We start from the raw sequence: 23,331 nt of genomic DNA, 5'->3' as shown, positions 1-23,331 counted from the left end.
TTTACCTTAAAAAGTACCAGATATAAAGCAACTCTGTCATTATTGCAAAAAAAGAAACCTTCCACTTTAGCAGCAATTTGCCTCTAAGAGAAGGTTTCTATCCATGTTTAATATTCAAGTTAGCGCGAAAGACATAGCGCCTATTTCCTACAAAAAATAATTACAACTCCTTTACGATCGTAATATGAAGCTCGTTCTTGAGCTCAATCTCATAAGGCGATGCCGGCATTGTGCCGTCTGGCTCCATAATAATTCGTACACGGGGACGATGGACAGCGAGCTCCGTATTTTCTGAAACGACACCAACTTGACCAGTGCTAAGCAAAAGCGAAGTCGAAACTGGATATATTGATATATGCCGACAGAACAGCTTAATCAAGTCCAGATCAAAAAAAGTGCCGCCGGCAGCAAATAAAAACTCAATCGCTTCGCTTGCCGTGTACCGTTTGCGATAAGGCCTTGGTGAAGTTAATGCATCAAAAGTGTCCGCTAATCCTACGATTTGAGCGTACATATGAATCTCGCTTTCCTTGAGACCGCGCGGGTAACCTGATCCGTTAAATCGTTCATGATGCTGAAGCGCGCAGTGTGCAGAAACGATAGATATATCGTGATACTTGCGCAATATATCGAACCCGTCCTTCGCATGGCTTTTGATAACTTCACGTTCCGCCAGCGATAAACCGCCAGTATGAGCCAGCAGCTTTGGCGGCACCTTTGTCATACCGATATCGAAGAGCAGCGCGCCAATGCCAAGCTCTTCAAGCTGATTGCGATTAAAGCCCTTTGCCATGCCCATAATGCCTGAAAGCACAGCCACGTTAAAGGAATGCTGAAATAAATAACCTTCCATTGCATGAATGCTCGTTAAATTAACTAGCATGTTTGGTCTTGAGGATAAATCCTGCATAATTTGGCCGAATACCGCCCGAAAGTTGCGGCCCATATCCGGTGCGATCGTTCGCCCTTTTGTTACGGTCTGGTCTTTGAAGGAGTTCATCGTTTTGTAAATAGTATCGACCGCTTGCTTACGCGTTTCATCACGGATCGTATCTTCAGGAATCAGATCCTCCGTCAACCCATCCTCTATGAATAGAAAATCGATGCCTAAGTTCCGCAATCGATCGATGTAACGATCATTCAATTCAACCCCTTCTCCTAGAAGCACGTTGCCGTTTTCTTGAAAAATGGGTTTAGCCACCTTGTCTCCCGGCTTGACCATTCCAATCTGCGTTTTTCTCATTAGATTAGTTCCCGCCTTTGATAGTTTAGCGATTGTAACCGGATCAAATCCATTTTATCAGAACTATGTCCAACTGACTATGCAGCAAACACGAAAAAGCCTAAACATACTGTTCAGGCTGCTAGGCTAATTTTCGTTTAACAATCCGATTACGTCCATTATACTTAGCTTCATATAATGCGGCATCTGCCTGTGCAAGCAACTCTCTTAAAAAAGCTTTTGGATCAACTAAATCGGTTGGGTCAACATGTTCAATAGAGATTACGCCCATGCTTATCGTTACCGATACCGGCTCCTCAGAGGTTCCCGTGTTTATTTTATTTTGCTCAACCGATTCCATAAGAATCTCCGCTATCTGATCAGCTTGGTCTCGGTTGGTATGCGGCAAATACACCGTAAATTCTTCTCCGCCATAACGAGCTAATATATCCGTAAATCGCAGAACCCCTCTAACGGCATCAACCGTACCGCAAAGCACCTCATCACCAATTAAGTGGCCATATTTATCATTAATCAATTTAAAATGATCGAGGTCAAATAAAAATATAGAGAAGGGTATGCCATAACGAATGTTAGCAATCACTTCTTGCTCCAATTGATGAAGCAAGTAACGCCGATTATAGCAGCCGGTCAAACCGTCAGTAATCGCCATATGCTCAAGCTTCTTATTCGCTTGAAACAGCTCGTCCTGCATAATAAGCAGATCGCGATTCCGATCCTGAAGCAGCTCGTTCTGAACATTCGTTTCTTCGACTAGCAGGCGAAGCTCCGTCACATCCTGGAAGGTCAGTACTCTGCCTACCAATGTCTTCTTATTGTTCAATATAGGCGCAGACTGTACGATAATATGTCTATGCTTGTCATGCTGAATTGCAATTTCCATCTCAAGCCTATCCATCGGACGCTTATTCTGCTCTTCAAAAAAAGCAGCAATATCTCTAGTAACCTCGCCTTTAAATTGCGGTCCTAGATGAGCGGAATTAAACTTGTCGCCAATGCGCAGCCTCAGAATCGGCTTTATTACTTTATTTACATCGATGATGATATCGTTCTCATCAAGCACGATAATACCCATCGACATCGTATTCATTACATCTCTTTGTACGGTTTGAATAATATCTAGTACTTTGTTCCGTCTAATGGCATGTACCAAATAAACAGCGGCAACAGCCATTCCTACTGAAATAAGCGGAATATATTGATTCATTTTTTCAATTAATAGAACATTGATAAATAAATCTGTTATAGCAAACGAAACGAGTACAAACATACCGTTTATTGCGGTTTTGATTAATGTGCGCTGCCGTACCGAATTTTCGCCGCGCAGCTTGTAGAACATAATAACAAAAGAAACGGTTACATAAACAATTAATTGCGTAATCATAATCCAGTACAACGGCCCTTGCTCTAGCTGCTTGAGGGGACTTAGCTGATCGTTAATTCGTAGAAACATGCCATTTGGGTTAATGATAACCACAGCTACAGAAATAAGCGCGGGCATCGCTAAAATGAACAACCGGCTCTTTCGTATAACATACGACTGGCCGGTGAGATATACGATGAATACGAACCATCCAATTCCAAGCAGAGAAAGCCCTACATACGATATGGAAACGTAAAATAGTCTAAAGAGTGCAGAAGTTGTCGTCTGGGACGCAAATTGAAAAAGCGTCCAACACATAAAAACGACATGCAAAGTCAAATACATACGATGCAAAATCGTAACGTTGCTGGAGGCAAACACGTAGAAAAACAAGCCGAGCAGCACTAGAAACATACTAAAGTCTAGCCAGATCATCCATTCCAATACGGTTCACCCATTCATTTGATAGCCATCTTCTTCCATTGTAGCAAATGTTAATACTATCGACAATTGCTTACCCTCAAAAAATTCAAAGTGTAACATTCGCCAATAAGCAATATTATTTGGAAATGTGATTAGGCCATCGTTCGGAAAGCATATGCTCCAGCGACGGGGAAATGTTCAGAAACTGACGGAATTGCTCATACTCTTCCCATTTTTTCATAGATGGCCCATGCTGCTCTGAACGAACCGCGCGAATGAGCAGATTTTTTGGCGTATGCTCTGGATCTACAAATTCCAGCATCGAAACCTTATACCCCAAAACCTCCAGCAAAGTTCCTCTTGCGGCATCCGTGGCGAGTGCGGAAAAACGCTCCTTCAGCAGGCCTTGAGAGAGTAGCGGTGATAGTACATCATTCTTTACCTGCTTGAACAGCTCATGCTGGCAGCAAGGTACCGACATAATAACGGAGGCTCCCCAATTAACAGCCTTGGCAAGCGCAGCATCCGTAGCCGTATCGCATGCATGCAGAGTGACAACCATATCAGCAGCTTGCAGCTCTTCATATTCAGCAATGTCACCTACAAGAAACTTAAGCTTGTCATAACCCAGCTTCTCCGCAAGCTCTGAACAGAAAGCAATGACATCGGCTTTAAGGTCAAGTCCAATAATGTTAATATTCCGCTTCTGCTCCACTGCAAGCAAATGGTAAAGCGCAAACGTCAAATAAGATTTGCCGCAGCCAAAATCAACGATCGTAATTTCCCTGTCCGTTGGCAAATACGCAAGCACATCCGTTACCATCTCTAGAAAACGATTGATTTGTCTGTATTTATCCTGTTTTTTGGCGTGGACAAGCCCTTCCTGTGTCATAATGCCCAGCTCAACAAGAAAAGGGGCCGCTTGATTCTCGGACAAAATACGCTGTTTCTGCCGATTATGCTGCAAATTTGCTTTGCTCGAATCACCAGTTGGCGGTTTCTTTAAAATAGCTGCTTTCCCTTTTTTGTTAAAGAGCAATTGAACGTCAGCCTCGTTCGTTTTTACAAGCGCCTGACGATAGTTCTCCTGCAGCAAATCGATGACTCGCTCAGCCGCTTGCGGCTCTGCAACATTGTCATGCGTAACCTTGTTTGCAAAATGATATTCAAATTGATAAAACAAGCCGTTCTTCATCTCAATGGGACGAATGATTGTTTTAGGCGCTGCGGTTCCGTCCTTCCGCTTCGGCTGGCTAAGCGTAGCCTGCAGCAGCTCTTTGCCATTGATCCATTTCGTAATTTCTTGCTGCCATTGTTCCGTCATGCTGTCCAATCACTCCTAAATCTGTTTTGAAGCTAAGCTCACTATTCGTACGCTTATGCTATATCGTCTGTTTGCTGCTTGGCAAGGTCTTCAATTCCCTGCTCAATCTCCTCGCGCGGCAGGCCTCCCGCATCAAGCCGCTCGTCCGGTTGCAGCAACAATCGTCTATAAGCTGCAACTGCTTCCTCGTTCGTCAGCGCGTTATCTTCAAGCAGCTCATGCATCATATTTTCAACAGCGTCATAACGCCCTTCTGCTTCATGCCATTCCATTAACAAACGTTTCGTAGCAAGGGGCAATTCATATGGCTTCAGCCGCTCAAGCAGCTCCTTTATTTGTTCGCGAGGCTCGGTAATCGTTGGCGCCGCATCTACTAGCGATAATCTTAGAAACAAATGCAGCGACTTCACATACGCGATAAAACTCTCATCCTCGCGTCCCAAGTCGGCAGTCAATTCAGCTTCCTGCTTCAACAGAAGAGCAATGGCTTGCAAATGATCCGTTTCCAATATCCCGTTCGTGGTCATCATTTTTAGTAAGTCTTCATCCGAAAGGGAACGAATAAGCTTGCTGCTTAGCCTAAACTTTGTATCAAGAAGCTCATCGATGTAGAGCAAAGCCTCCTCGTGCTTGCGCTCTCGCCTCAAATTCATAATTTGACCGACTGCTTCTGTCATTTGCTCAATCATTCGCATGAAATAATCGCGCTGAAACATCTGGTTCCCCCTCTCGCCAATCTACTGCTGCTTATTCTTTACAAAGCTAAGAATAGCATTGATCAATTGCTTCGGCTCTTCGATCATTCCCATATGACCTGCGCTGCCAAGCTCCACTTTCACGGTAGATCCGTTTGATGCTGCAAAAACACTCTCCACCGGAATAACCTTATCTGACACCCCTGCAACAAGTAGTACTGGCAGCTCAGATTGCTCGATTACCTGCGTCCGGTTTGGACGTGCCTTCATTCCTTTTGCTGTGCCGATTGCGCCTTGCAGGGATGTGCCATAGCCTATTTTCTTTCCTTGCTCAACCTCAGCGGACAAAGCCTCCACATTAGCGGGAGCAAACAGCTTAGGAATAAGACCATCAACGAATGTTTTCACGCCATCTTGCTCGAGAGCCGCTGCTGCTTTATCACGGTTTTCTTTGGCAGCGTCACTATCTGCTAGCGCTGTTGAATGGATCAGGCCAAAGCCGGAAAGCTTCTTCGCATATTTTTCAGCGAATGCAAGAGTAATGTAGCCCCCTAAGGAATGCCCAATCAATACTGCATTATGAATTTGCAGCTTGATAAGCAGCTCAGCAATATCCTCCGCATACAATTCCATCGTATAAACCTCATCACTTGGCGCAGAGCTTCTTCCATGTCCGCGTGCGTCAGGCGCAATGATACGTACAGATTGCTCTAGCCCATCCAAGATATGCTCCCAATAGGAAGAGCTTCCGCAGTAGCCATGCAGCAATACGACAACCTCGCTAATGCCATCCGCCGCGCCTCCGTCATCCGGATGGGAATCATAATAGGCAAGCTCCAATCCGTTATTCAAAAAAAGCTTGCGCTGTGCGATTGAGTATACTTCTTTGCTATTTTCATTTGTCATTTGTTCATGCTCCTCTACACGGATGGAATTTGTAATGCTTGATTAACATATGACAAGCTATCCGAATGCTGGCCCCAAGCTGAATCTACCGCGCACGCGATCTCGCTTGCCATACGCATCACTTGGTAAAGTGAAGTCGTTTGCAGCATCCAGTAAGCCTTGGGTCCGTTAGCATTTACTACGCCTGCAATACTATAATGCCCAATTGCTGGAAGTCTGCGGCCGATTGCCTTTCCTGGCTCAAGCGGTCCTTCATGCAAAATAAAACGGCCGATGGAGGTTGGTTTGCCAAGGCATGCATCAATGGCAATGACAACGTCATCTTTATGCAGCGACTGAGCGGCTTGCTGAACCGCATGCGCATCACATGGCTTGTCCAATGTTCCAATGACATTCGGCCAACCTCTTTCCTTAAGCATCGTTCCCACTAACGGGCCAAGAGAGTCCCCTGTGGAACGATCACTGCCTATACATACAAATACAATGCCGCTGCGATTCATATACTTATTTGCAATGGCACTAAAAAAGTTCTCCAATTCACTGCTCGTTAGCTGTTCCGTCGTATTGCACCTGCCCTGTCTTCGATTGCCAATCGTATCTAGTTCAATTGTATCCAATTTTAAGATACTGTTCAATTTGTGGTCATACTCGTTTGAAACATGTTACAATTGCAGCATTGCAAAACGTTCGAACAAGCCCATTTCCGAAGCCGACTTCGGCTCGTAAAAACTTTAGGAGGCACTCCATGACGAATTTAAACTTACAAACGCAAGAAAATGTAGCGTTTATGATTGAAGTTATCAAAACAAAGCTGAAAATGGCTTCCGCTGCAGCAATGCAGGCATCTAACTTTGATCTCAATAAATATGAGGATATAAAAGATCTGTACGAAGTAGTCGCTTCAAAAGAGAAATTCAGCATCAGCGAGGTAGAAGCGCTCGTTTCCGAGCTTGGAAAGCTGCGTTTGCAATAAACTATTTACAAACATAATATTCCAGTATCAGACATTTATTTTCATTTTTCTACAAAAGAAGAACCGAGCCAGGCAACTTTGCCGAACTCGGTTCTTTTTATTTACTCCAGCTCTTCCACTTCAATTTCCGCAGCTTCTATAGACAGCTTTATCGATACTTCCTTATGCTCGCCTTTTAGAAAATGTGCGATACGCTCCAGCTTGTCTGCAAGTGCAGGTCCGCTTAGCGTCGTATTTAAATGGTAATCGAAGCTATCCGACGGAAGCTTGCGCTCCGCAAAAGCAGACTGGCCGGACCAGCCGCGCTCTCCGCCAGCATTCGTTCTTGTTATGAGCTGCTCTTGGACGGGATAAAACTTATCTGATTTATTAACAACTCTTTCGTAAATCCGAAGCTTCTTCAGCAGCATATAATATTGCGCGGAATGCTTGAAGTTCCAAGCTTCCCGAATGTCTTTAAGCGTGTAATCCATCTTCCAACGCTTTAATTTTTCCACTTGCTCGTCAGTGCTAAGCTGCAAAAAGTCGTCCAACGGCAGCATTTTTTCGGACATCTTGACCCCTCCGATAAATAGTTTATAGAGAAATAAAAATATAATTCAAAAAGGTTTGTTTATTCTATAAAAAATACCATAAATTTTGTCACTTTACAAATTAATATAATTTCACAATGCATGATTATAAAACTTTATATAAATTGCTTCATTTTTAAGCTTGATAGCAAAAAACCTCCATCCAATCGCTAGTGGCCCGCGTGGATAGAGGTTTTATTATTTTATGCTCTTTGGAGCCCTATAGACGTTAAGAAACGTTCGAAGGCTGCGGCGCCATCAGCGGTGCGCTTGTATACGCCTGCGTCCTTCAACACCTCTAGAAACTTGCTGCCCGTTTCAGCTTCAACGATTTTTTTCGCTTGTTCAGCAGTATTTGAAGATCCAAAGCGATCGATTAGAGCTAGCAGCCACTCCGCATGCTTATGGAGCGGATGAGAGTCCGCATGAAGTTCTTCTGCTACAGCAGCTGATGCCCCTGACAAATAAGCTGCAATTTGCTCCAGTTCATCCTTCAAGCGTCCTGGCAGTACCGCCAGTCCCATGACTTCGATCAAACCGATATTTTCTTTCTTCACATGATGCAAATGCTGATGCGGATGGAAAATACCGTCCGGATGCTCTTCGCTCGTGCGGTTGTTGCGAAGCACTAGATCAATCTCATACTCGCCGTTGTCCCGTAGACGTGCAATAGGCGTAATCGTGTTATGCGGAGTATTTGTGCCATCGGCCTGCTTCGTAAATGCCATCACATCTACAGCTTCATCGCTATAATTACGCCATTCGTCGAGAATATGGCAAGCTGCACGATGAACATCCGCTTTGGACGTCCCGTTAACCCGAACGACTGACATTGGCCAGTTCACGATGCCAAAGCGCAAGCCTGGCAGCTTAGGATCAGTAAACAGCGTATCTGTTGATGCAGCTTCCATCGGAAACACATGGCGGCCGCCTTGGAAATGATCATGGCTTAGAATCGATCCGCCGACTATCGGCAAATCAGCGTTCGAGCCAATGAAATAATGCGGAAACAATTCCACGAAATCGAGCAGTCTCGCGAATGAAGAATGTGAAATAACCATCGGCTCATGTGCGCCTTTGAAAATGATGCTGTGCTCATTGTAATAAACATACGGTGAATATTGCAGATACCACTGCTCTTCTTGCAGCGTGAGCGGCAGGACACGCAGGTTTTGACGAGCCGGATGATCAGGACGGCCAGCATAGCCAACGTTTTCTACGCAGAGCAAGCACTTCGGATATTTCGCCTGCGGCATCGTTTTGAGCAGCGCAATCTCCTTCGGATCTTTCTCGGGCTTCGAGAGATTAATCGTAATCTCAAGATTTCCGAATTCCGTCTCGTGCAGCCAATAAAGGTTTTTGCGTATGCGGTCCATCCGAATGTAGTTGGAATCGATGCTCAGGTTGTAGAAAGCGTCCGTAGCTGCTTTTAGTCCCTGCTCCTTCGCCAAACGTGAAAATGCAGCGCTGGCTTCTGAAGGACGCGGCAGCAAGAAGCCCATAATGCGAGCATCAAGCAAATCGCGATATGTCGTCGTATTATCTGGAATGAGTCCGATTGCGTAACCATAGTCAAGCAGCGGCTCCAGAAGCGGTACTGCGCTTTCGAGTCGCTCCTCTGTCACTTGGCCTTCAAAAGGCTCAGTAAAGTGAAAGAGATCTAGCAGTTCGTTTCTCGCTGCATGCGTATCAAGCTGATCGTTCAGCAGATTGCGCTGCAATCCAAATTGCAGCAAGCGTTCTATAAGAATCAGCGCATCGTTTGCTAATGTTGCTTGTTGCTTAGTTTCCAAGGTGATGCAGCTCCTTTCCTTTATGCGTCAACCCTAGTCGTTGTATCCATTTGGATTCGCTTCATGCCAGCTCCAAGCGCTTTTGATAATGTCCTCAAGCTTATCCCGCTTCGGATTCCAGCCCAGCTCCTTGCGAGCACGATCTGATGAAGCTACGAGAATAGCAGGGTCGCCCGCACGGCGAGCTTCGAACACAGCAGGGATTTCTTTGCCAGTCACTGTGCGCGCAATTTCAATAACTTGTTTGACAGAAAAGCCTGTTCCGTTGCCTAAATTGTATACAGAGCTTTCAGCCCCGCTGCGAAGACGATCCACTGCAAGCACATGGGCATCGGCAAGGTCGCTTACATGAATATAATCACGGACACACGTACCGTCAGGCGTCTCATAGTCTTCTCCAAATACCGAAATATGAGGACGTTGACCAAGCGCTGCTTGGAGCACGATAGGAATCAAATGGGTTTCCGGGCTATGGTCCTCGCCGATTTTTCCGCTCTCATGAGCGCCCGCCGCATTGAAGTAACGAAGCGAAACAAACTTGATGTTATGAGCAACGTCGAACCACTTCATCATTTTTTCCATCGCAAGCTTCGTTTCGCCATAAGCATTCGTCGGAAGCGTGCGGTCGTACTCGTCGATCGGCACGTTCTCCGGTTCGCCGTAAGTAGCAGCTGTCGAAGAGAATACGATTTTACGAACATTGTATTCATTCATTTTCTCAAGCAGGCAAAGCGTACCAAACACGTTATTGTGATAATATTTGCCCGGGTCCTTCATGCTTTCACCAACAAGCGAATTCGCTGCAAAGTGGATCACTGCATCGATTTCATTTTCCTTAAAGACGGTATCCATGAAAGCTGTATCGCGAAGATCACCCTCATACAATTTGCCTCCAAGCAAAGCCTTGCGGTGACCCTGCTGCAAGTTATCGACGATAACGATTTCCTCACCGCGTTCCTGCAATGCCGCTACTGCATGCGAGCCGATGTAGCCAGCCCCTCCAGTTACTAATACTGCCATGATTCATTTCCCCTCTCCATTTGGTGTCGCATGATCATGCTATTTATACTAGGCGCTCTACGCCATTTCCGATTGTGCATACATAGAAGTCAGCAGTTAAGCCTGTTGCTTCATTATACTTGCGGCCTACCTCTGCTTGGAACGCTTCAACGCTGTCTTCGTGAACGAGCGAAACCGTACATCCGCCGAAGCCTGCTCCGGTCATACGCGAACCTAGTACGCCTGGCACGAGGCGAGCAGCCGCAACCATCGCATCCAGCTCAGCACCCGTTACTTCGTAAAGATCGCGCAGCGAATCGTGTGAGCCGTTCATTAATTGTCCAAACTGCGCAAGGTCGTTTGCTTTCAATGCTTTGATTGATTGCAGGACACGGTCGATTTCCTCTACAACATGCTGTGCGCGTTTGCGAACTGTTTCATCCTTGATCAGATGTTTTGCAGAGTTAAATTGCTCCAGATTAATCTGTCCAAGAAGTGTAAGCTCAGGGAATGCTGCTTTTAGATCCTGTACCGCCTGCTCGCATTGTGCGCGGCGCTCATTATACGCGGAGTCAACCAAGCCGCGGCGTTTGTTCGTATTGCCTATAACCAGCTTATAGCTGCCGGAATCAAATGGAATGAGATCATATTCAAGCGTATCGCACATGAGCAGGATGGCATGGTCCTTTTTGCCGTTTGCTACCGCGAATTGGTCCATGATGCCGCATTGCACGCCATTAAACTCGTTTTCGGATTTTTGTGACAGCAATGCGATTTTCACTTTATCAGTTGGAAGTCCCTCAAGTGTTTGCAGTGCAAAAGCTGTTACGACCTCAATGGATGCAGAGGAGGAAAGTCCAGCGCCATTTGGAATTTCGCCATGATACAGCAAGTCGTAGCCGCTGGAAAATTTCACGCCTGCTTGCAAAAGCTCATGAACGATTCCTTTAGGATAGTTCATCCAGTCGTCAGCCTCGTCATACACAATTGTGCCTAGCGAGAAGCTTTTTGACGCCGGGAAGTTTGTTGTCGCTAGACCAAGCTGATGATCAGGGCGTTTGCGGATAAGAAGTGTCGTTCCGAAAGTAAGTGCAGCTGGGAATACGTAGCCGCCGTTGTAATCTGTATGCTCACCGATCAAGTTTACGCGGCCTGGAGCATGAAATACAGCGATGTCGCTTGCTTCTCCGCCGTATTGTTGTATGAACTGCTGTGTTAGCGCTTCAATGTTTGCCATTTGCTATCACGTTCCTTTTTATATCGATTTTGTATGTTTGGATAACAACTTTAGTATACGGGAAGCAGCAGTAAAACTAAATGGCGGCAAGTGCTTTTTATATGGATTAATGTGACTTCTCGCTTAAACATCGGACATGCTATGATAGTATAAACTCTACAATTGTTTATCTTCGCATTCCACTGTAAAGCAGGTGTAAAGTACAATGCAGCAGGATATGTATACCGTAGCCTCCAATCCCGTTATCAGTGATGGCAAAAACTCCCCACTCAATGTATTGTTTGCTGGCGAGAGCCAAACGAAGCCGTACCACCGGCTTGGTCCCAAGGTTTATGACTTCTATTTGATGCACATCGTACTGGAAGGAACGGGCATCTTTATTTGTGATGAGGTTAAGCATGAGCTTCGTGCAGGGCATACCTTCTTAATTGAGCCGGAACAATTAATCAGTTATGAATCTGACGGTGACACGCCATGGAAATATCGCTGGGTCGCATTTCATGGAACATTGTCCGCCGATCTTGTTGCAACCGCTGGCTTAACAGCAGAGCAGCAGGTAGTGTTCACGCCAGATAAGCGGCGAGCCGCTGCTTTGTTTCGTCAAATATATGATACCTTTCGGCGGGGAGGCGCTGCGTCTGATATGAGAGCCGTAGGTTATTTGCATTTGCTCCTTGCCGAGTACAAAAGTGTGCTTAATACCCAAAACGGCAATGAAATCCGTACCTCCCAAGCAGAAGGCGATCACTTGCTTCAACAAGTCATCCATTACTTATCAACGCAGTATGCCCATCCGGTCTCCATTGAACAAATGGCGGAATCGCTTGGCTACAATAGAGCGTACTTGTCCCGTTTGTTCAAGCAGCGCATTGGCGTGTCTCCCGTTACTTTCCTGCTCAAGCTCCGAATCGATAAAGCACGCCGCATGCTGAGGGAACGGCCAGAGCTGACCATCGAACAAATTTCCGCATCAGTCGGTCTACAGGATGCTCTGTACTTCTCCAAACAATTCCGCCGGCTTCATGGCCAATCTCCTACAGCATACCGCATGGCGATGCGGAATTTAGGAGACTAAGCAGCACCGTTTAGCTGAATTTCCATCCTCTTGTTAGTATCAGCTCCCGATCGCTTCATATTCTTAAATTCGGGTAATACTATCGTAGGGAGTGATGATCTATGAAAGAGCTGCACACCGGTAACTTATATTGGCCGGTTACATTAAACAATCCAGTGGTGTATGCGCCCTTGCGGCAAAACAAAAAAACACAAGTGGCTGTTATAGGCGGCGGGATGTCAGGTACGATCTGTTCTTCTGTATTCAATAAAAGCGGCCTTTCCACCATTATGCTTGAACGTGGACAGGTAGCAGGCGGAAGCACCTCTGCAAATACAGGCCTCCTGCAATTTTGCAACGATATTATGCTTTGTGATCTCATCGATCAAATCGGGGAGCGGGATGCCCAAATCTTCTATAAAGCATGCAGAGATGCAGTCCAAATGCTCGAGAAAACAGCTGACTCCCTTTCTGTCGATGTAGGTTTAATTAGAAGAAACAGCCTATATTATGCCTCATCAGAGCAGGAGCTTCCAAAACTCAAAAGGGAATATGAGGCTTTAAAGGCTTGTGGACTTGAAGTCGAATTTTGGTCCCCAAGCGATATCGCCAAACATTTTCCGTTTCAGAAGCCAGGTGCGATCGTTGCACACGGCGACGCAGAGGTAAATCCTTATCAGTTCGTAAACGGTGTAGCAAATGATGCCGCTGAAGCTGGGCTTGAGATTTATGAGCAAACCGATGTTGTAGCACATGAAACGCTGCCAAGCGGTCTCCATCTTCTAAAAACCGCTGACGGTTATGAGATTGAAGCAGAGCATGTTGTTTATGCTGTAGGATATGAGCCTGAGGAGCTCCGCGGCAAGCTGATCAAGGCGGAGCTGAATCGCTCCTTTGCAGTTGTTACTGAAGTTCAGCCAAGTCTTCAAAGCTGGCACGAACGCTTTCTCGTATGGGAAACCGCCCGTCCCTATTTGTATATGCGAACGACGATTGACGGCCGCGTCGTTGTCGGCGGCTTGGATGAGCATACTGAAAAGCCCACTCACAGCGATAAAGAACTTAGGAAACACAGCGATAAGCTGTACAGCCAGCTAAAGGCTTTATTTCCCGAGCTGCAGGCTCCCATTGCCTATGAATGGTGCGCCACCTTCGGCGAATCGCGTGACGGCTTGCCCTTTATAGGTGCTGATCCCGCTTGGAAAAATGTTTATTATTGCTTAGGTTATGGCGGCAACGGTACCGTATACAGCATGCTTGCATCCCATTTGCTGCGTGATCTTATTATCGGCGAAGAGCATCCCTTAGCTGAAATCGTAAAGCTGGATCGCAAATCCTTAGCAAATGTATAATCAACAACATAAATGATACAACTTTTTATTGCGGCTGCCGTCCGTCGGACGGCTTATATACATAATTAAAAAGCCTCACCTATCGGCAAAAAAAGGCTTCTGCGCGATAAGTGAGACTTCTCTATATTATCTTTCTGATGTTACCAGCAGCTATTCGCCAGCAATAACGCTGGAGGCATTGCAGGCGCGAAAAACAGCTTCTGCCGCCCCTAGCCGTGACAAATCCGGACCGCCATCCTTGTCAAACAACGATTTGCTTTCCAGAGTTTCAACAATAACGATTAATGAACCGCTTTGCAGAGCATCGCTGCACAATCGAACCTCTTCATTTTCAAGACCAAGCGACTGCAGCGTTCCACTGTGATCGTCATCGCCAAGTAAAATTGCCGCCGCAAAAGGAAAACCTCCGGCAGCATAAGGCGCTGTCCCGTAACCTGTCATGCCATAAACGGCATTCATGCCAGCTCCTGCAAACCCAGCAGCTGCAGCCATGCCAAGACTACCCAAACCTTGACGGTCAGGCATATCTTCGAGCTCTCTAAGCTCGTCCACATGGACATCGCTCTCTGCTTCTACTCGCCTAGAATGCTCAGAATCTTTCGCTATGACTTTTAGCTCGCCTTGAACGAAGCCCGCTTGCACCAGCTGTTCAATAGCCGTTATGACTTGCTGCTCCGTTTCAAATATGCCTATTTTTTTTGCCATTGCCTTATCCTCCTTGTGTTGCATACTAATCTTGGTATGCCCTTCTTATGGCGGATTAAGTCGTATTGTGTTGAAATTTGACATGAAATAACGAAGGTTTTGTGTTATCAAATGATCAGGTTGTGCATCATTGAAGTTCGCGGTATGATGGAGGAATAGATATTGGAAAATCGGACAAGCAGGAGGCAGAGCGATGATTCATCGGATGCTTCGCTATCCCGCAGGATGGGAATGGCATGTACTGCAGCAAGCGAGGCAGCAAACCGTAAGGAATGAGCCCTTGCCCAGCAGGAAAGGTGCACAAAGGCAAACCGTTTCTTCAAGCGAAGGACAAAAGACCATTAAAGCCATTACCAAACAGGAACAGGAAGCGGCTCAGCAGCAGAGAGATGAGCTCAAGCAGCTATTTCCGGAATGTGCGTCATGGATTGATGAATGCGCAGGCAGAAGAACAAACAATATATCCGTTGGCGGTGCGACGCATTCGCAGAAGCTGCTATATGGCACTGTTATGTTCCAAGTTTCGGACGACCAATCGGATATTCAACCCTTTCACTTCTGGCTGACAGAAGACCGGCTGCTGACGATGCATGATGATATGCGCATACCACTCCGGCTTCAGTCCATTGATCATAACCTAAAGTTCGAGAGCTGCGAATCAGCTCCTGAAGCGTTATTTATTATGCTGAGCATTATTTTGGAAACGTTCCATGCTGGTCTTGATGGTTTTGAAAAAAGACTCGGAGAGCTTGAAACGACGATGCGCAATGAGAATCGTACCGGCCTTATTGATACTATTTTTGAGAGGCGTTATGATTTGCTTCATTGGAGTCATCTCTTCATTCCGATTAGAGAAGTACATAGTGCTGCACAGGAAGCTTTCATGGATGAACTCACCGAGACGGACAGCTTTAAACGCATTACGCATAAGCTGGAGAGAATCGAAGCGCTTCTGAAGCATTACGCACTGGAAATAGATACCTTGATCTCAATGGACGATGCCATCTCCAACTTTCGCGGCAACGATATTATGAAGACGCTCACGATATTTACCGTCTTGTTCCTGCCTGCTACGATTATAGGCGGAATATGGGGAGTTAACTTCGAGATCCTGCCATTTAAAGATAATAAGTGGAGCTTTACAGCGATGAACGTATTTATTTTATTCGTTACGATTTTCATGTATTTATGGCTTTGGAAGAAAGGCTGGACTGGCGACTTGTTAAATGGACGCAATCCGAAGGAGATTGTTACTACTGATTCTTCCTCTCCGACAAAACGTTCCAAGCGTTCGAAGAGCAGCCGTTCTCAGAAAGCCTCTGCGAATGCTTCAAGTGAACCCCCTCAAGCTCAAACTCGTTCCCAAAGAAAACGAAGCCAATAATGAAAGTCAGCCCATAATAAAACCGTCCACTAGGGTCAATGACCTTCATGGACGGTTTTTTTACATCATATTCTAAAGCTTAACTGGCAATCCAGTACGAGCAGATTCATTAGCAGCAATTGTCACTTGATGTGTTCTTACTGCATCCGCATAACTGGAGCGAATGCGGGAAACATCCCCGGTTCGGATCGCATGAAGAAAAGCTTCATTTTCCAGCTCATAGGGATCCGTTTGGTTAGCATACTCTGTTCTGCGGCCAGCCTCCGTGTCAATCAATCCGCTATGGCCAAGCTCCAGCACGCCTTTGTTCGTATAAATATGCAGGCCGGAACGATCTCCAGCTGGAATAGCGCAAGTATTGCTAATTGTAGCAACTGCACCACCCACTAGCTTCAGCGTAACTGTGCCTACATCAGGAACCGTCACACCTTCTTCAACACTGCCCATATATCGATTGCCATAAGCTGCGTAAACCTCACTTACCTCGCCAACCGTATACCTTAGCAGATCCACAATATGTGTTGTCTGCTCTACGAATTGACCGCCTGATCCTTCCATCTTGCGCCACCAGCTTACTCCCGGCATGGAGCCCATCCAATAGCCAAGCGCCATTAATGTTGTGCGCTCGCGCAGCAGCTCTCTTGCACGGTCGGTTCCATCCATATAACGGAAATGATAGCCAGCCGATGTAATCAGCTTTTTCTCTTCGATTCCTTTCAAAATCTCAGACGGCAGCTGCTCGTCCACTCCAAGCGGCTTCTCTACAAGAAAGGGAATGCTTCTTTCAAGCAATGCAGATTCAATCTCCCCATGCGCAAATGGCGGTACACAAATATATACCGCATCAAGCTTACGATCATCAAGCATGCGATGTATCGAATCATAACCGCGTGCACCCTCAAAGCGCTGTGCTGCTGCATCTGCTTTTTGCTGGCTAGTTGCTAAGAAAGCAGTTACCTTGATGCCGGCAAGCTTAGCGAGCTTCTCCGCGTGCATCATGCCAAACCATCCTGTACCTGCAATACCTATTTGAAGAGTCATTTATGAATCCCCTTTCAAAATCGCGTTATTCCCCGATTATACTTGGAGCTGCCTTAAGAAGTCCATTTTTTTCCGCTGGTACCCATCTGCAGGGCTGATCATATATTACAAACATCGGGAGAACCGGAGTTGTATGAGCGGAGGGATGGTATGACAGCAAAAACGAGAGGCACGTTAGCCACGCAGGATCTCGATTTTCGAACAGCTCTGTTTTTGGCTGCGGTTTGCGGACAAACGTACATGCAATACAATAACAAGGACGGATTATTTCTTGTACCTAGAACCTACAGCTTAGTAAGTGAATTTACGGCTAGAGCATATGACGACAGCGATGAACGATTCGGTTTTGTTTTAACATCTGAGCGTGCGTCCGTGCTCGCTTTTCGCGGCAGCAACTCTGCAGTGGATTGGGTATCTGATTTCATTGCCCAGCAAACGACTTACCGCCCAGTCAAAAATGCCGGTCTAACGCACAAGGGGTTTACCGACATCTATATGTCAGCACGGACTCAAATCATTGAAATTATAAATCAGCTTCCACAGGGCAGACCGCTGTTTATCACGGGACACAGCCTTGGGGGTGCACTTGCAACCCTTGCTGCTCTCGATCTGGCGAACAACACTGCTTTTACTGATCCCATTATATATACGTATGGAGCGCCTCGAGTCGGTGATCCGAAGTTTGCGAGCAGCTACAACGCATCCATTGGTACGCATTGGCGTTTTCAAAATGAATTTGATATCGTCCCCCATCTGCCTACGCTCGTTTACCAATCGCCAAAAACCAAACAAACTTACTACTATATGCATGCAAAGGGTGAGGTGAAACGTTCGTTCCGTATGGGCTCTGTCTCAGGAAACCATATATTATCAAGCTACTTCGCTGATCTTGCGCAAGAAGATCCCGCCTTTGCCTTGGCTATTTGCGCGGAGCCGCCAGGCTGGTGCCCAGCAATTGAAGTTTAATTCCGAGCTGCTAAAAAAACAAAAAAAGCAAATCTCAACTCTGCACAGCTTGCTTCATGCGAGTAAGATTTGCTTCTGTATGTCAAAATAATCTTTGTCATTTCGCTGGGAGAACATATAGCAATATAGCGAAGAAATGGACGATTGAACCGCCAAGAACAAACAAATGCCATACGGCGTGATGGTAAGGAAAGGCACGCCACATATAAAATATCGTTCCGAATGTGTACAGCAATCCCCCTGTAACGAGCAGCTGCACCCCTCCTGGAGCTAGATGCGTTGTGAGCGGCTTCCAAGCAAATACGATAATCCATCCCATTGCAATATAAATGATCGTTGATGTGAATAAAAATCGTGATGCAAAAAAAGCCTTAAACGCTACACCGATTAATGCCGCTCCCCAAACGATCCCAAACAGTACCCAGCCAAGCGTACCCTGCACGATATGGAACAATATCGGAGTGTAAGTTCCTGCTATAAAGACGTAAATAAACGAATGATCAAGGGATTCAAATACCCGCTTCGCTTTTCCCTCGGGGAAGCTGTGCACGAGCGTAGAGGCCGCATACAGCAGCAGCATGGCTGATCCATATATAGTAAAGCTGACAACATGAAAGGCCGTTCCCTTCGTTGCCGCGAATACGATCAACACGACGAGTGCCGCAATGCTGAGTGCAGCCCCAATCCCATGTGTGACGGCATTCGCAATTTCTTCTTTCTTTGTGTACGTATGTGTATTGGCCATGGGTCCTTCACCTCCTAAGTCGTAAGCATCTCACTTTAGAAGCTGCTGCTTACTCTCACCTTAGTGTATAGGATCAGACCCACCCTTTCAACCAACCCCGCACGCGGTCCACTGTTTTATCTAGATTGCAAACGGCCTCTTGGTCGCTAAAATCCTCCGTATGGCGAAAATAATCCGCATGTCCGCCCACAGTTGGAATTCCTTCAACATAGCCTGGCGCGTACTTCATGCGATTCCACCTTGGCATCGCATATTTGCTTATGTTCCATCCGCCCCAAGTACCAATTCGGCTAATCGGGTCATTAAGCTTGCCTAAGCTGTCGATGGAATGAAAATAACTAACGCGCTCCTGAAGCTTTGGCTCGATCGGCGTTCTTGGTGATCCAATTTGCACAATTCGAAAGTCCTCGATTTGATCCTGCTCATAAAGCATTTTTGCGGCTTGATAAGCAGCAGCACCGCCGCCGCTGTGTCCAATCAGCAATAAACGCTCGCTGCTCATCGTTTGTTTGATTTTCTCCAGCGCATGTTGTCCGCCGATCCGACCCGCCGTTAAACGGTTGGACAAGTCGCTCTTCACTTCTAGCACTTGTCTAACCAAGCTGCGACTGGCATCTCCATAAGGAAATATAACGTGGATAGCTGGTTCAACGCCATCGGATTGAAACATTTGTTCCAGCTTAACCTTGCATTCCGTAAATATGCTATTGGATGTTGCGACACCGGCAAGCAAATAAATACTCATTCGTGATGGTTTGGTCGCCGTCATAACGAATCCCTCCGTAATTAACTTAAACGTCATTCATTTTCATGTTTTATTATTTTTTCTAATTCATCCGTGTATATTCATTATGCGGGATAGTCGATTGATTCATTCTTGCCTTTTGTTGTTATTTCAGTAAATTTAGGCAAGAACCCCGTGAACCTCCAAGCTGACTAACCTGCTTCTTATATTATTATATAAGAAAAACGCCTAGCTGTTACCAGCTGGCGTCCTTCATTGTTGCTATTGCTGCATTTCAAAAAAAAGTTGGAACCGACAGCTATACACCCATTTTTTTACGCTGATTGTTAACTTTCTTCGTGTTCTGGCTCTTCAGTGCCTGCGTCCCCGTAGAAAGATGCGATTGGCCTGGAGCTCCTCCAGCTTTCGCTTGTTTCTTCTGAGCGAGCAATTGCTTCGCTTTCTCCGCTTGAGTCAGCTTCTTAGGCTCCTCTTGGGATTCGTTTTGTTCGATTGTAGACATAGGTTCACCTCGTTTCATGCGCTACATATTTCTTATTCTACTACACTTATATATCTGGTAAAAGAGGCTTTACTCAGGGTTGTGGTTTTTATGCTCTTCCAAGATGCCAGCTCTAACTGTCTCATCATTGGATCAGTTGTGACAATAACCGCTCGCTTCGCCCACCTTCTTACACTCTCAAGCATAACAAGCTGCTCGCTTTCTGGCAAGACAGAGCACAAATTGTATGGCATATCTACAATCGCAGCATCGTAATGACCTTCGAGAAGCCGCATATCGCCAAGTCTTACTCGGTCTGGATAACCAAAATGAGCAAGATTTACGCGCGCGCCTCGCACGGCAAGCGGATTGATATCCAACCCTTCAATGTCGATTCCCATTGACATGCCTTCAATCAGAACGGTTCCCATTCCGCAGCACGGATCAATAAGCTTAAGCTGTTCAGCTGCTTGCCCAGCCGCAAGATTCACGATCGCACGAGCTGCTCTTGTTGGCAGTGCAGTTGAATAGTTTTGCGGCTTATTCTGATGCCTCAGCCATACAGCTCCGTTCTCCTCCAGCGGTCCAAAGTACCAGCGTCCATAAAGCTTCATTAAACCAAACAGCTGCTCTGCATTGCGCATATCGGCTTTGCCATGAATAACCGCGCCGGCAGCTCTCTCGAGCTTTCTTTGCTCATCGAAGGTGAATGCTTCATCGCCTTGCGTATAAACAACCTTGAACGTTTTTCCACCCAGCTCAATTGACGGAAGCATAACGATCAGTTCTTCCATACTGTTAGCTTCCAGCATGACGGCTATACGCCGTTTTACGAAAGGGCTGCGATCAACCGATAGCCCATACTGACTTCTGACAACGCCTTGTTTGGGCTTCTCGCCGAATAAGACTTGCAGCTCCAGCTCACACAAAGCCGCTTCGTCCTCATGGCATGCATACGTATAAATAAACATTAATGGCCTCACGATCTGATAACTATATTATTCCTTTTGTGGAACAGCCGCCTCTTCGCTCGGCTCCGTGCGGATCGTTGCCTTGGATAAACCAAGCAGCTCCGCTTCGGTTGTAAATTCAGCAAGCTGCTTCTCTAATGATTTGACGGTTCGCTGCAAGCGAATCTGACGAATCATCCCCAGTAGGCCTACGGTTAAGCCGCCAAGCAGCGTCGATCCCAATATGACGAGAATGAGCGGAAGGGTTGCCTTCGTAAATAAAAAGTTCACATGTACCGAATCGATATTGATAACCGCAAATATCGCGATAAGAAGCGCGAATACTAATGCGGAAATAAGAATTCCCGGACCTTTCATACCGATTCCTCCCTTTTCAAAAATCATACCACAAACCTAATCCATTCGCCTATTGGCAAGCTATGAGTAATTATTTTGCCTTACATACTAAACTTAACCACAATTTTATGATAATGAAGCATTAATAAAAAATGAGCTGCCCCAAAAACAGATTATATCTGCTCTTGGAACAGCTCCATTACATCATTATTTGGCTTCTGCTGCTTTACCGGGTGATGCCGCTTTGCGCAGCTGCGTTATACTTATCTTTACGATAATATACACTAGCACTGCAAGCTGAGGCAGTGTAGTTTCCCAAGTCGGATATACGCCTAACGCCCCTATAGTCGGTACGCCTGAAGCAGTATGTGACGGAACCCACCCTGATACCTGCAAGGAATGTATGCTCTCGCCAAGGAAGCGAACAACGAGATAATAGATTAATGCGGATGCAACAAGGAAAAATGGCCGTATGGGAAGCTTTGCGCTAAATTTAATAATCGCAAAGCCAAGTGCAATCAGCAAGATGAACGTAACGCCAAATCCGAGAGCCAGCTGCAGCGGATCGATAGACGGCGCCATCCCGACATAAAAAATCGTCGTCTCCGCACCTTCGCGGAAGATCGCTAGACCCGAAACAGCAAATAATGACCATAGGCTTCCTCTTGCGAGCGCACTACCCATTTGTTTATCGATGTATTGATTCCAATTGTTCATATTAGACTTATTGTGCAGCCAATTGCCAACTGTAATCATTAGAATAACGGATAGTAAGCCAGCAATGCCTTCAATCGACTCACGCGCACTTCCAGCTGCGACCTGAGCAATGGCATACGTTAGCACAACAGCCATAATACCGCTAAGCAGAAGTCCAACCCATACGCCAGACCATACCCATTTGCGCTTATCTTGATTGCCGGTACGCTGCAAGTACGCAAGTAAAGCAGATAATACAAGAATGGCTTCAAGACCTTCGCGCAGCAAAATCATCCCCGCATCCCAAGCGGTGTAACGGGTATCCTGCATCATTGGCTCTAGCTGCCCCAGCATCTCAGCTATTAGCTGCTCCGCCTTATCTGCCGCTGGAGGATCGGAGAGCAAATACCCGCCCGCCTCAGCCATTCCAATCTCCATACTGCTATAGATAGCAGCCGAACGCAGGGCAACCACACCCTCAATCGCAGGCCACTGCACGATAAAAGCTTCCATCTGTCCAGCCGCTTCTGGATAATGCCCTTGCTGGACATCATTTAACGCCTGATTTAGGATGTCCACAGCATCGGCTACCGTTACGCCCGACTCCTTAGCCACAGTCGCTATTTTCCCATCGCGATAATCTTGAATAAGCTGAATGAGTGCGAGCGCTTCTGTTTTCGCTTGTTCGGTTCTCGGAGGATCTGCTTGAACAGCAATCCGAAGCATGCTCATCTTCGTTTCCAAGCCGCTGTATACGTTAAAGTGATCCGCTCGAATAGCAGGCTCAACCTTAAGCCAGCTGTTGTTCATTTCACGATATTCAGCATATGCCTTCTCCAAGTCGCCTGCTTGAATGCTTGCAAGCAGCTTCTCTGCTAAAGGAAGTATGCTGACAGCCGCATCTTGACCAGTTAGCTGGGTCGCTGGTGCGTCTTGAACGCTCTTCACGTATTTATGAAGTGCCTTCGCTAATGTGGATAACGTGGCTTTGGCAGCATCAGCATCGCTTTCCGGCACTGCTAAAGCTTTTACAGCTCCCGCTAGCGCAGAATCCACCGCGGCCGATTCACTCGTTGCCGCAGGCTCAAGCTGCTTCCACTTAGCCGAAGCATCGTCAATATGAGCCGCTGCTTCCTTCCACTTTCCTTGACCTGCTTCAACAAGAGCACCGCCAACGAGCGGAAGCAAACGATCAAGCTCGGAGGATTGCGCACCTTCAGCAAACGCATATAATCCGCTGCTCCCTAACATCAATATCATCAGTACAAAAAAAGAAATGAAACGAATACTCCACTGTTTCATTCCGCCATTTTGTGCGAACATAGAC

General features: G+C 46.3%; 23 protein-coding genes. 5 read left to right on the top strand and 18 right to left on the bottom strand.

Annotated elements, in window-relative coordinates; translation table 11 throughout:
* Positions 1 to 160 precede the first annotated feature (160 nt).
* The 6 genes from AC0VYE_RS05735 to yyaC all read right to left on the bottom strand — a co-directional run bounded on the left by AC0VYE_RS05735 (position 161) and on the right by yyaC (position 6,589).
* On the bottom strand, positions 161 to 1,243 hold the full coding sequence (locus AC0VYE_RS05735) for an HD-GYP domain-containing protein (RefSeq protein ID WP_076269655.1): 1,083 nt from the start codon (positions 1,241 to 1,243) through the stop codon (positions 161 to 163).
* Positions 1,244 to 1,364: 121 nt separating this feature from the next.
* The gene (locus AC0VYE_RS05730) at positions 1,365 to 3,041 is read right to left on the bottom strand and encodes a histidine kinase N-terminal 7TM domain-containing diguanylate cyclase (protein WP_256710986.1); all 1,677 of its coding nucleotides are present in this window, start codon (positions 3,039 to 3,041) and stop codon (positions 1,365 to 1,367) included.
* Between the two features lie 124 nt (positions 3,042 to 3,165).
* Positions 3,166 to 4,353: a class I SAM-dependent methyltransferase gene (locus AC0VYE_RS05725; RefSeq protein WP_475446627.1), complete on the bottom strand. Its 1,188-nt coding sequence runs from the start codon at positions 4,351 to 4,353 to the stop codon at positions 3,166 to 3,168.
* Positions 4,354 to 4,406: 53 nt separating this feature from the next.
* On the bottom strand, positions 4,407 to 5,069 hold the full coding sequence (locus AC0VYE_RS05720; RefSeq protein ID WP_475446625.1) for a DUF6483 family protein: 663 nt from the start codon (positions 5,067 to 5,069) through the stop codon (positions 4,407 to 4,409).
* A gap of 21 nt (positions 5,070 to 5,090) precedes the next feature.
* The gene (locus AC0VYE_RS05715; protein ID WP_475446623.1) at positions 5,091 to 5,954 is read right to left on the bottom strand and encodes an alpha/beta fold hydrolase; all 864 of its coding nucleotides are present in this window, start codon (positions 5,952 to 5,954) and stop codon (positions 5,091 to 5,093) included.
* Between the two features lie 14 nt (positions 5,955 to 5,968).
* A complete protein-coding gene (gene yyaC, locus AC0VYE_RS05710) occupies positions 5,969 to 6,589 on the bottom strand; it encodes a spore protease YyaC (protein ID WP_256710981.1) in 621 nt (206 codons plus the stop codon).
* 110 nt (positions 6,590 to 6,699) lie between these two features.
* Between yyaC and AC0VYE_RS05705 the strand changes: the two genes are divergently transcribed.
* Entirely contained in the window at positions 6,700 to 6,927 is a 228-nt protein-coding gene (locus AC0VYE_RS05705) for a DUF1128 domain-containing protein (protein WP_076269651.1), read from the top strand.
* A 101-nt stretch (positions 6,928 to 7,028) separates the two neighbouring features.
* Here the strand turns inward: AC0VYE_RS05705 and AC0VYE_RS05700 are convergent, their stop codons facing one another.
* From AC0VYE_RS05700 to AC0VYE_RS05685, 4 genes are all read right to left on the bottom strand, one after another.
* Positions 7,029 to 7,481 carry a hypothetical protein gene (locus AC0VYE_RS05700; protein WP_076269650.1) on the bottom strand — a complete coding sequence of 151 codons (453 nt, stop codon included), beginning with the start codon at positions 7,479 to 7,481 and terminating at the stop codon, positions 7,029 to 7,031.
* A gap of 221 nt (positions 7,482 to 7,702) precedes the next feature.
* Complete coding sequence (locus AC0VYE_RS05695) at positions 7,703 to 9,292, bottom strand: UDP-glucose--hexose-1-phosphate uridylyltransferase (RefSeq protein WP_076269649.1); 1,590 nt, start codon at positions 9,290 to 9,292, stop codon at positions 7,703 to 7,705.
* 33 nt (positions 9,293 to 9,325) lie between these two features.
* Positions 9,326 to 10,312: a UDP-glucose 4-epimerase GalE gene (gene galE / locus AC0VYE_RS05690; protein WP_475446620.1), complete on the bottom strand. Its 987-nt coding sequence runs from the start codon at positions 10,310 to 10,312 to the stop codon at positions 9,326 to 9,328.
* A 43-nt stretch (positions 10,313 to 10,355) separates the two neighbouring features.
* The gene (locus AC0VYE_RS05685; protein WP_076269647.1) at positions 10,356 to 11,528 is read right to left on the bottom strand and encodes a galactokinase; all 1,173 of its coding nucleotides are present in this window, start codon (positions 11,526 to 11,528) and stop codon (positions 10,356 to 10,358) included.
* 205 nt (positions 11,529 to 11,733) lie between these two features.
* On the opposite strand from AC0VYE_RS05685, the gene AC0VYE_RS05680 reads away from it, so the two are divergent.
* Together AC0VYE_RS05680 and AC0VYE_RS05675 are read left to right on the top strand one after the other, a co-directional pair.
* Positions 11,734 to 12,603: an AraC family transcriptional regulator gene (locus tag AC0VYE_RS05680; protein ID WP_076269646.1), complete on the top strand. Its 870-nt coding sequence runs from the start codon at positions 11,734 to 11,736 to the stop codon at positions 12,601 to 12,603.
* 101 nt (positions 12,604 to 12,704) lie between these two features.
* Positions 12,705 to 13,934, top strand: coding sequence for an NAD(P)/FAD-dependent oxidoreductase (locus tag AC0VYE_RS05675; RefSeq protein ID WP_475446617.1), 1,230 nt, complete (start codon positions 12,705 to 12,707; stop codon positions 13,932 to 13,934).
* A gap of 150 nt (positions 13,935 to 14,084) precedes the next feature.
* Here AC0VYE_RS05675 and AC0VYE_RS05670 read toward each other — a convergent pair whose 3' ends face one another.
* Complete coding sequence (locus AC0VYE_RS05670) at positions 14,085 to 14,639, bottom strand: hypothetical protein (protein WP_475446615.1); 555 nt, start codon at positions 14,637 to 14,639, stop codon at positions 14,085 to 14,087.
* Between the two features lie 193 nt (positions 14,640 to 14,832).
* On the opposite strand from AC0VYE_RS05670, the gene AC0VYE_RS05665 reads away from it, so the two are divergent.
* A complete protein-coding gene (locus tag AC0VYE_RS05665; protein ID WP_076269643.1) occupies positions 14,833 to 16,023 on the top strand; it encodes a magnesium transporter CorA family protein in 1,191 nt (396 codons plus the stop codon).
* A gap of 72 nt (positions 16,024 to 16,095) precedes the next feature.
* Here AC0VYE_RS05665 and AC0VYE_RS05660 read toward each other — a convergent pair whose 3' ends face one another.
* Positions 16,096 to 17,064, bottom strand: a complete 969-nt coding sequence (locus AC0VYE_RS05660) for a Gfo/Idh/MocA family protein (RefSeq protein WP_475446613.1) — start codon at positions 17,062 to 17,064, stop codon at positions 16,096 to 16,098.
* 150 nt (positions 17,065 to 17,214) lie between these two features.
* Between AC0VYE_RS05660 and AC0VYE_RS05655 the strand changes: the two genes are divergently transcribed.
* The gene (locus AC0VYE_RS05655; protein ID WP_475446611.1) at positions 17,215 to 18,030 is read left to right on the top strand and encodes a lipase family protein; all 816 of its coding nucleotides are present in this window, start codon (positions 17,215 to 17,217) and stop codon (positions 18,028 to 18,030) included.
* A 97-nt stretch (positions 18,031 to 18,127) separates the two neighbouring features.
* Here AC0VYE_RS05655 and trhA read toward each other — a convergent pair whose 3' ends face one another.
* From trhA to AC0VYE_RS05625, 6 genes are all read right to left on the bottom strand, one after another.
* Entirely contained in the window at positions 18,128 to 18,775 is a 648-nt protein-coding gene (gene trhA, locus AC0VYE_RS05650; RefSeq protein ID WP_076269640.1) for a PAQR family membrane homeostasis protein TrhA, read from the bottom strand.
* Positions 18,776 to 18,848: 73 nt separating this feature from the next.
* Complete coding sequence (locus tag AC0VYE_RS05645; protein WP_076269639.1) at positions 18,849 to 19,544, bottom strand: lipase family protein; 696 nt, start codon at positions 19,542 to 19,544, stop codon at positions 18,849 to 18,851.
* Positions 19,545 to 19,818: 274 nt separating this feature from the next.
* Positions 19,819 to 20,022 (bottom strand): hypothetical protein, encoded by a 204-nt coding sequence (locus tag AC0VYE_RS05640; protein ID WP_179089865.1) that lies wholly within the window; start codon positions 20,020 to 20,022, stop codon positions 19,819 to 19,821.
* A 32-nt stretch (positions 20,023 to 20,054) separates the two neighbouring features.
* Entirely contained in the window at positions 20,055 to 20,972 is a 918-nt protein-coding gene (locus tag AC0VYE_RS05635) for a TRM11 family SAM-dependent methyltransferase (protein WP_475446608.1), read from the bottom strand.
* A 27-nt stretch (positions 20,973 to 20,999) separates the two neighbouring features.
* Positions 21,000 to 21,329, bottom strand: a complete 330-nt coding sequence (locus tag AC0VYE_RS05630) for a LapA family protein (protein WP_475446606.1) — start codon at positions 21,327 to 21,329, stop codon at positions 21,000 to 21,002.
* Positions 21,330 to 21,515: 186 nt separating this feature from the next.
* Positions 21,516 to 23,327 (bottom strand): FTR1 family iron permease, encoded by a 1,812-nt coding sequence (locus AC0VYE_RS05625; RefSeq protein WP_475446604.1) that lies wholly within the window; start codon positions 23,325 to 23,327, stop codon positions 21,516 to 21,518.
* Between the last annotated feature and the right edge of the window lie 4 nt (positions 23,328 to 23,331).

Source organism: Pristimantibacillus sp. Z349TD_6, from assembly GCF_056173205.1.
Note: the sequence above shows the minus strand (reverse complement) of the source record. Positions and strands in the feature narration are given on the sequence as shown.

Coding starts and splice junctions, on each gene's coding strand:
- AC0VYE_RS05705 (WP_076269651.1), top strand. CDS start 6,700: ATGACGAATTTAAACTTACAAACGCAAGAAAATGTAGCGTTTATGATT.
- AC0VYE_RS05665 (WP_076269643.1), top strand. CDS start 14,833: ATGATTCATCGGATGCTTCGCTATCCCGCAGGATGGGAATGGCATGTA.
- AC0VYE_RS05730 (WP_256710986.1), bottom strand. CDS start 3,041: ATGATCTGGCTAGACTTTAGTATGTTTCTAGTGCTGCTCGGCTTGTTT.
- AC0VYE_RS05675 (WP_475446617.1), top strand. CDS start 12,705: ATGAAAGAGCTGCACACCGGTAACTTATATTGGCCGGTTACATTAAAC.
- AC0VYE_RS05680 (WP_076269646.1), top strand. CDS start 11,734: ATGCAGCAGGATATGTATACCGTAGCCTCCAATCCCGTTATCAGTGAT.
- AC0VYE_RS05735 (WP_076269655.1), bottom strand. CDS start 1,243: ATGAGAAAAACGCAGATTGGAATGGTCAAGCCGGGAGACAAGGTGGCT.
- AC0VYE_RS05700 (WP_076269650.1), bottom strand. CDS start 7,481: ATGTCCGAAAAAATGCTGCCGTTGGACGACTTTTTGCAGCTTAGCACT.
- AC0VYE_RS05640 (WP_179089865.1), bottom strand. CDS start 20,022: ATGTCTACAATCGAACAAAACGAATCCCAAGAGGAGCCTAAGAAGCTG.
- AC0VYE_RS05630 (WP_475446606.1), bottom strand. CDS start 21,329: ATGAAAGGTCCGGGAATTCTTATTTCCGCATTAGTATTCGCGCTTCTT.
- AC0VYE_RS05685 (WP_076269647.1), bottom strand. CDS start 11,528: ATGGCAAACATTGAAGCGCTAACACAGCAGTTCATACAACAATACGGC.
- AC0VYE_RS05720 (WP_475446625.1), bottom strand. CDS start 5,069: ATGTTTCAGCGCGATTATTTCATGCGAATGATTGAGCAAATGACAGAA.
- AC0VYE_RS05725 (WP_475446627.1), bottom strand. CDS start 4,353: ATGACGGAACAATGGCAGCAAGAAATTACGAAATGGATCAATGGCAAA.
- AC0VYE_RS05635 (WP_475446608.1), bottom strand. CDS start 20,972: ATGTTTATTTATACGTATGCATGCCATGAGGACGAAGCGGCTTTGTGT.
- AC0VYE_RS05660 (WP_475446613.1), bottom strand. CDS start 17,064: ATGACTCTTCAAATAGGTATTGCAGGTACAGGATGGTTTGGCATGATG.
- AC0VYE_RS05715 (WP_475446623.1), bottom strand. CDS start 5,954: ATGACAAATGAAAATAGCAAAGAAGTATACTCAATCGCACAGCGCAAG.
- AC0VYE_RS05645 (WP_076269639.1), bottom strand. CDS start 19,544: ATGACGGCGACCAAACCATCACGAATGAGTATTTATTTGCTTGCCGGT.
- AC0VYE_RS05655 (WP_475446611.1), top strand. CDS start 17,215: ATGACAGCAAAAACGAGAGGCACGTTAGCCACGCAGGATCTCGATTTT.
- AC0VYE_RS05670 (WP_475446615.1), bottom strand. CDS start 14,639: ATGGCAAAAAAAATAGGCATATTTGAAACGGAGCAGCAAGTCATAACG.
- galE (WP_475446620.1), bottom strand. CDS start 10,312: ATGGCAGTATTAGTAACTGGAGGGGCTGGCTACATCGGCTCGCATGCA.
- AC0VYE_RS05625 (WP_475446604.1), bottom strand. CDS start 23,327: ATGTTCGCACAAAATGGCGGAATGAAACAGTGGAGTATTCGTTTCATT.
- trhA (WP_076269640.1), bottom strand. CDS start 18,775: ATGGCCAATACACATACGTACACAAAGAAAGAAGAAATTGCGAATGCC.